Origin of the sequence: Pseudomonas sp. SB113, assembly GCF_040754745.1 — a bacterium.
Lineage (GTDB): Bacteria > Pseudomonadota > Gammaproteobacteria > Pseudomonadales > Pseudomonadaceae > Aquipseudomonas > Aquipseudomonas grimontii.
Window position 1 is genome coordinate 408,422 of sequence record NZ_JBFMHW010000003.1, and the last position, 7,508, is coordinate 415,929.

General features: G+C 60.7%; 7 protein-coding genes. 6 read left to right on the forward strand and 1 reads right to left on the reverse strand.

Annotation, left to right across the window (positions count from 1 at the left end):
- Nucleotides 1–84 precede the first annotated feature (84 nt).
- Nucleotides 85–1,281 (reverse strand): MFS transporter, encoded by a 1,197-nt coding sequence (locus AB1462_RS06585; protein WP_315337949.1) that lies wholly within the window; start codon nt 1,279–1,281, stop codon nt 85–87.
- Between the two features lie 187 nt (nt 1,282–1,468).
- Here AB1462_RS06585 and AB1462_RS06590 point away from each other — a divergent pair, with 187 nt between their 5' ends.
- The 6 genes from AB1462_RS06590 to AB1462_RS06615 all read left to right on the forward strand — a co-directional run bounded on the left by AB1462_RS06590 (nt 1,469) and on the right by AB1462_RS06615 (nt 7,418).
- Nucleotides 1,469–1,948, forward strand: coding sequence for a GNAT family N-acetyltransferase (locus AB1462_RS06590; protein WP_090400403.1), 480 nt, complete (start codon nt 1,469–1,471; stop codon nt 1,946–1,948).
- A 238-nt stretch (nt 1,949–2,186) separates the two neighbouring features.
- Nucleotides 2,187–3,008 carry an SDR family oxidoreductase gene (locus AB1462_RS06595; protein WP_367246397.1) on the forward strand — a complete coding sequence of 274 codons (822 nt, stop codon included), beginning with the start codon at nt 2,187–2,189 and terminating at the stop codon, nt 3,006–3,008.
- A 37-nt stretch (nt 3,009–3,045) separates the two neighbouring features.
- Entirely contained in the window at nt 3,046–4,032 is a 987-nt protein-coding gene (locus AB1462_RS06600) for a substrate-binding domain-containing protein (protein WP_259191278.1), read from the forward strand.
- Entirely contained in the window at nt 4,029–5,528 is a 1,500-nt protein-coding gene (araG, locus tag AB1462_RS06605; RefSeq protein ID WP_367246401.1) for an L-arabinose ABC transporter ATP-binding protein AraG, read from the forward strand. The genes AB1462_RS06600 and araG overlap by 4 nt, the downstream gene beginning before the upstream one ends.
- A gap of 19 nt (nt 5,529–5,547) precedes the next feature.
- Nucleotides 5,548–6,513 (forward strand): L-arabinose ABC transporter permease AraH, encoded by a 966-nt coding sequence (gene araH, locus AB1462_RS06610; RefSeq protein WP_090400399.1) that lies wholly within the window; start codon nt 5,548–5,550, stop codon nt 6,511–6,513.
- Nucleotides 6,514–6,599: 86 nt separating this feature from the next.
- Complete coding sequence (locus AB1462_RS06615; RefSeq protein ID WP_090400398.1) at nt 6,600–7,418, forward strand: IclR family transcriptional regulator; 819 nt, start codon at nt 6,600–6,602, stop codon at nt 7,416–7,418.
- Nucleotides 7,419–7,508 lie beyond the last annotated feature (90 nt).

Sequence of the window (7,508 nt, forward strand, 5' to 3'; positions counted from 1 at the left end):
AGGGTGTCTCCCTGGGATTAATGTCCTTACCCTCTATTGGTCAGCCGCCGTTTGCCGATCGTGCCTTGATGACGACGAACGGTATCAGCGCACCTGTAAGATTTTGTGTGACGCCGCTCGACGCCAAGCCAGGCGCGCCAGGCTGATCAACCAATTGCCCAAGGCCACGGCCAGTACGCTCAGCATCAGCGCCGGCAGGCCGAACTCGACGATGATCCAGCCCGCCAGCCAGGGAAAGCCGAATACCCCGACAAAATACGCCAGGCTGAACAACAGCAGCGCCTGGGACGTAGTGCCGGCGGGCGCCTCGTTGGCCACCAGCCCGTTGATCACCGAATACGTCAGGCCATAACCGATGCCCAAGGTCACGGCCGCCAACAGGTAGCTGGCGCTGCCGCTGACCCCAAAGGCAAACAGCAGGATCGACCCCAGCATCACCCCGGACAGCACACAGGCGGCCACATAGGCATCACGCTTGACCACGTAGCCAGCGATCAGCAGGCGACTGGTAATGGCCGCACTCACGAACCCGGCGAAGAACAGCGAATAATCCAGGCCGTGGGCCGCGGCGTAGCTGGTCTGGAACGAAGACAAACCACCAAACACGCACCCGCCGAGGCCCACCATGACAATCGCAAACACCGCTCGTGAGGACAGCACGCGGCGACAGGCTCCCCAGGATATTTTCGACACCGGCGCCGTCGCGTGGCGCTTGAGCGCCGTACCCAAGTGCCAGAACACCAGCACCCCGACCAGGCTGGCCAGCGCGGCAATGTAGAAGGCGCTGGTCAGGGGCAGGCCCAGCGTATTGGCGGCCCGTCCCAGTAACGGCCCTGCACCGATGCCGCTCATCATGCTGCCCGACAGCAACGCAAAATATTTGGCCCGTTGTCGGGGCTCCACCAGCATGGCCACGATAATCGGGCCCAAGGTATAGAACACGCCCCAGCCAAGTCCCAGGGACAATCCGAACAGCATCAGGCCCTCGCCAAATCCCGGCATCAATGCAAAGCCCAGGCATGCCACCACCAGCAATACACCCATCCCCGCAACGGCCCGCGCCGCCCCCAACGCATCGGCCAAATGACCGGAAAGCAACACCGCGACAAAAGTGCTGAGCATTGCGGTGGAGATCACACTGCCGGCGTCGTGTTCGTTGCCACCCCGTGCATGAATCAGCAATGACAACAAAAAGGTCGAGCCGTAAGACAGCGACAGCAGGAAGCTGGCAAGACAGAACAAGGCAAACAACGGATTGCTCACCGGGGATTTGGAGTGCATGGGGCCGCCTGGAGGTGGTTGGATTTATGGCCCTTTGTTTACCATGCACGCTGATTGAGTTTGTTCTATGGTTGCTGGTGCTTGCATTACTGCTGGCCGGAGTAAGGTGGCAGCCCACGAAATTGCACTGCAATCAGTCATCAAAGCGCCTTAGTATGTGTGTTTTGAAATTGCCCAAGGCTCGCCCATGACCATCGAGATTCGCCCCGCCGTGCCCAGCGATGCTGCGCAGATCCTGACTTTCATCACCGAACTCGCCGAATACGAGAAAGCCCGGCATGAAGTGATCGCCAGCGTGGCGGACATTCAGCGCAGCCTGTTCAGCGAGGGCGCCACCGCCCATGGCCTGATCTGCTTGCGGGATGGTTTGCCGATTGGTTTTGCGGTGTTCTTTTTCAGCTATTCCACTTGGCTGGGCAGCAACTGCCTGTACTTGGAAGACCTGTATATCAACCCTGAACAACGTGGCGGCGGAGCGGGCAAGAAGTTGTTGCGCCACTTGGCGAAGATTGCCTTTGATAACGGTTGCGCCCGCTTCGAATGGAGCGTGCTGGACTGGAACGAGCCGGCGATTGCCTTTTACAAATCCATCGGTGCCCAGCCTCAGGAAGAGTGGGTGCGCTATCGCATGGAAGGTGATTCGCTGCGGGACTTCGCCCTCGGCTGAAGCCCTCTTTTTGACAGCACTGTAGATCAAATGTGGGAGGGGGCTTGCTCCCGATAGCGGTGAATCAGTCAGCCTATTTGTAGCTGACGTGCCGCTATCGGGAGCAAGCCCCCTCCCACATTATTTTTTGATTTTGCTCACTATATGGGATGCAAATTTATATATTGAGATATTTCAAATGATGGGTTTATAGTCGTCTGCATCAGCACTCACTACCAAAAATAAAACAGGTGAAGCGATGCAGGCCCAACCGTTGTCATTACCCGCCGTGCCCGAGCCAACCTACGGCGAGCGGCTGAAGAACAAGGTGGTGATCATCACCGGCGCCGCACAAGGCATTGGTGAGGCGATCGTCGCGTGTTTCCAGGCCCAGCAGGCGCGCCTGGTGATCGCCGATATACAGGGTGAAAAGGTCGAGAAAGTCGCCGCCCACTGGCGCGAACGCGGCGCCGAGATCTACGCCCAACCCGTCGACATCACCTCCAAGGAGCAATGGCTGGCGTTGGTCAATGTGGCTGTTGAGCGCTTCGGCCGGGTGGATGTGCTGGTCAACTGCGCTGGGGTCAATGTGTTCCGCGACCCGCTGGCGATGAGCGACGAAGACTGGCGCCGTTGCTTCGCCATCGACCTCGACGGCGCCTGGTACGGCTGCCGCACGGTGTTGCCGCACATGATCGAGCAGGGCATCGGCAACATCATCAACATCGCCTCCACCCATTCCAGCCACATCGTTCCCGGCTGCTTCCCTTACCCCGTGGCCAAGCACGGCCTGCTCGGCCTTACCCGCGCCCTTGGCATCGAATACGCGCCCAAGGGCATCCGCGTGAATGCCATCGCCCCGGGCTATATCGAAACCCAGCTCAACGTCGACTACTGGAACGGTTTCCCCGATCCCCACGCCGAGCGTCAGCGCGCGTTCGACCTGCACCCGCCCAAGCGCATCGGCCAGCCGGTCGAGGTGGCAATGACGGCGCTGTTCCTGGCGACCGACGAAGCGCCCTTTATCAATGCCACCTGCCTGATGATCGATGGCGGGCGGTCGGTGATGTACCACGACTAGAACTTGCCACTCCCAATAACAACAAGAGGTGCCGTTCATGAAAAAAGGAATACGCGTTCTCGCCGCTGCCATCGCATTAAGCGGCCTCAGCACACTGGCCAGCGCCGAAGAAGTGAAGATCGGTTTCCTGGTCAAGCAGGCCGAAGAGCCCTGGTTCCAGACCGAGTGGGCCTTCGCGGAAAAAGCCGGCAAGGAGCATGGCTTTACCGTGATCAAGATCGCCGTGCCCGATGGCGAGAAAACCCTCTCGGCCATCGACAGCCTGGCCGCCAACGGCGCCAAGGGCTTTGTGATCTGCCCGCCGGACGTGTCCCTGGGCCCGGCCATCGTCGCCAAGGCCAAGGCCAACGGCTTGAAAGTGATTGCCGTGGATGACCGCTTTGTCGACGCCAAAGGCAACTTCATGGAGGACGTGCCGTACCTGGGCATGGCCGCGTTTGAAGTGGGCCAGAAACAGGGCGCGGCCATGGCTGCCGAAGCAAAAAAACGCGGTTGGGACTGGAAGGACACCTACGCGGTGATCAACACCTTCAATGAACTCGACACCGGTAAGAAACGCACCGACGGCTCGATCAAATCCCTGGAAGAAGCCGGCATTCCCAAGGACCACATTCTGACGGCGGCGCTGAAAACCCTCGACGTTCCCGGCAGCATGGACGCCACCAACTCGGCCCTGGTCAAGCTGCCCAGCGGCGCGAAAAACCTGATCATCGGCGGCATGAATGACAACACCGTGCTCGGCGGCGTGCGCGCCACCGAAAGCGCCGGTTTCGCCGCCGCCAATGTGATCGGCATCGGCATCAATGGCACCGACGCCATCGGCGAATTGAAAAAAGCCAACAGCGGCTTCTTCGGCTCGATGCTGCCGAGCCCGCACATCGAGGGCTACAACACTGCACTGATGATGTACGAGTGGGTCACCAAGGGCACTGAGCCGCCTAAATACACGGCCATGGACGAAGTGACCCTGATCACCCGCGCCAACTTCCAGGAAGAACTGACCAAGATCGGGCTGTGGAAATGACCGGCGCGGCCCTGCGTTTCAATGGCATCGGCAAGGAGTTTCCCGGGGTCAAGGCCCTGGCGCAGATCAGCTTTGAAGCGCGGCCGCATTCGGTACACGCGCTGATGGGCGAGAACGGCGCCGGTAAGTCGACGCTGCTGAAAATTCTCGGCGGCGCCTACATCCCCAGCAGCGGCACGGTGCACATCGGCGAGCAGACCATGGCATTCAAATCCGCCGCCGACAGCATCGCCAGCGGTGTCGCGGTGATTCACCAGGAGCTGCATCTGGTGCCGGAAATGACCGTGGCAGAAAACCTGTTCCTCGGGCATCTGCCGACGCGCTTTGGCGTGGTCAACCGTGGCCTGCTGCGCAAGCAGGCGCTGGCATGCCTCAAGGGCCTGGCCGATGAAATAGATCCGGACGAGAAGCTCGGGCGCCTGTCCCTGGGCCAGCGCCAACTGGTGGAAATCGCCAAGGCGCTGTCCCGTGGCGCCCATGTGATTGCCTTCGACGAACCGACCAGCAGCCTCTCGGCGCGGGAGATCGACCGCTTGATGGCGATCATCACGCGCCTGCGCGACGAGGGCAAAGTGGTGCTCTACGTCTCGCACCGCATGGAAGAGGTGTTCCGCATCTGCAACGCGGTCACGGTGTTCAAGGACGGCCGCTATGTGCGCACCTTCGACGACATGAGTGCGTTGACCCACGACCAGTTGGTGACCTGCATGGTCGGTCGCGACATCCAGGACATCTACGACTACCGCCCGCGCGAGCACGGCGAGGTGGCGCTCAAGGTCGATGGTTTGTTGGGGCCGGGTTTGCGTGAGCCGGTCAGTTTTGACGTGCGCAAAGGCGAAATCCTCGGCCTGTTCGGCTTGGTGGGGGCAGGGCGCACGGAGTTGTTCCGTTTGCTCAGCGGTTTGGAGCGCGCCAGTGCCGGCAGCCTTGAGTTATGCGGGGAGGCCCTGCAACTGCGCTCACCTCGCGACGCCATCGCCGCCGGTGTACTGCTGTGCCCGGAAGACCGCAAGAAGGAAGGCATCATTCCGCTCTCAAGCGTCGCCGAGAACATCAATATCAGCGCGCGTGGAGCCCACTCTTCGTTCGGCTGGTTGCTGCGCGATGGCTGGGAGAAGGGCAATGCCGACCAGCAGATCAAGGCAATGAAAGTCAAAACGCCCAACGCTGAACAGAAAATCATGTACCTGTCCGGCGGCAATCAGCAGAAAGCCATTCTTGGCCGCTGGCTGTCGATGCCGATGAAGGTGTTGCTGCTCGACGAACCGACTCGCGGCATCGACATCGGCGCCAAGTCGGAGATCTACCAGATCATTCATAACCTGGCCGCCAGCGGCATTGCGGTGATCGTGGTGTCCAGCGACCTGATGGAAGTGATGGGCATCTCCGATCGTATCCTGGTGATGAGCGAAGGCGCCCTGACCGGCGAACTGAGCCGCGATCAAGCGGATGAAGCACGCCTGCTGCAACTGGCACTCCCGCGTTCGCGGGCTTGAAGAATAAGAGGGTGTAGGCATGTCTCAGGTAAAAACTGCAAAGGGCTTCTGGCCGGGTTTCAACCAGCGCAAGTTTCTCGATGACTGGGTGATGCTGTTGGCGGCATTGGGCATCTTTGTGCTCAGCGCGCTGTTTATCGACAACTTCCTCTCGCCGTTGAACATGCGTGGCCTGGGCCTGGCGATTTCCACCGTGGGCATCGCCGCGTGCACCATGTTGTTCTGCCTGGCGTCGGGGCACTTCGACTTGTCGGTGGGCTCGGTGATCGCCTGCGCCGGTGTGGTGGCGGGGATCGTGATTCGCGACACCGACAGCGTGGTGTTGGGTGTATCGGCCGCATTGGCCATGGGCTTGGTGGTAGGGCTGATCAACGGCATTGTCATTGCCAAGCTGCGAATCAATGCGTTGATCGCGACGTTGGCGACCATGCAGATCGTGCGCGGCCTGGCCTACATCTTCTCCAACGGCAAAGCGGTGGGGGTGATGAACGAGGATTTCTTTGTGTTCGGTAACGGCCAACTGCTGGGCGTGCCGGTGCCGATCATCATCACTGTGTTGTGCTTTGTGTTTTTTGGCTGGCTGCTGAACTACACCACCTATGGGCGCAACACCATGGCGATCGGGGGGAACCAGGAAGCGGCGTTGCTGGCGGGGGTGAACGTTGATCGCACCAAGATCATCATCTTTGCCGTGCACGGCTTGATCGGCGCGTTGGCCGGGGTGATCCTCGCTTCGCGCATGACCTCGGGCCAGCCGATGATCGGCCAGGGGTTCGAGCTGACAGTGATTTCCGCCTGCGTGCTGGGTGGCGTATCGCTGAGCGGCGGCATCGGCATGATCCGCCATGTGATTGCCGGGGTGTTGATCCTGGCGATCATCGAGAACGCGATGAACCTGAAGAATATCGATACCTTCTACCAGTACGTGATCCGCGGCTCGATCCTGTTGCTGGCGGTCATCATCGACCGCATGAAGCAACGCTAGACCGAACACCTCCCACATTTGGATCTCCACTGTATTGAGGGGCGGTATTTGCCATAATGCCCCGCTTTCATACCTATAGGCCCGATATGCAGGAAAACGCCCACACCCCCGTCAAAGACGCAGCCCCGACCGGCACCCAGACCCTGCTGCGTGGCCTGGGCGTCGTGCAGGCGGTGGCGGCCGGTGCGCGGGATCTGAAAGAGATCGCCAGGCGCATCGGCACCACCCGCAGCACTACTCACCGTCTTGCCAGCTGCCTGGTGGAAGAGCGTTACCTGCGCGTGGTGCCGCAAGTCGGTTACCTGTTGGGGCCGAAGTTGATCGAGCTGGGGTTTCAGGCCCGCGAAGAGCTGCCATTGGTGACCTTGGCGGTGCCGTACCTGGATGAGTTGTCGGCATTGACCGGCGACACTATCCACCTGGCCATTCGCGAATACGACGACGTGCTTTACCTGCACAAGAACCCTGGCCGCAACGGTCCGGAAATGCGCTCGCGGGTCGGCCATCGCATGCCGTTGGCGCGCACGGGCGTGGGCAAGGCGATGCTGCTGGATGACTCGGTGCAAGAGTGGCAGCGTTTGTACGAGACCAGCCTGCCGGCGGGTGGGAAAAACCTGCAATGGCCGCAGCATCCAGAACAATCCTGGGCGCAGTTCGAGCAGCGCATGCGTGAGTATGTGGTGGGCGGTTATGCGTTCGACCTGGAAGACAACGAACCGTCGATCCGTTGCGTGGCGGCACCGGTGCGCGATGCCAGCCGGCGAATCGTCGCCGGCATCAGCATCGCCAGTACCGTGCCCTATATGCCGCTGGAGAAAATGGCCGAGCTGATCCCTGTGATCAAGCAGGTCGCAGCACGGCTGTCGGCGGAGTTGGGCGCGAAGGCCCTCCCACCCATGGCATGAAGCCCCCCGTAGCAGCTGCCGAGCGCAAGCGAGGCTGCGTCAGCGGTGTATCTGACACACCGCAACGCAGCCTCGCTTGCGCTCGGCAGC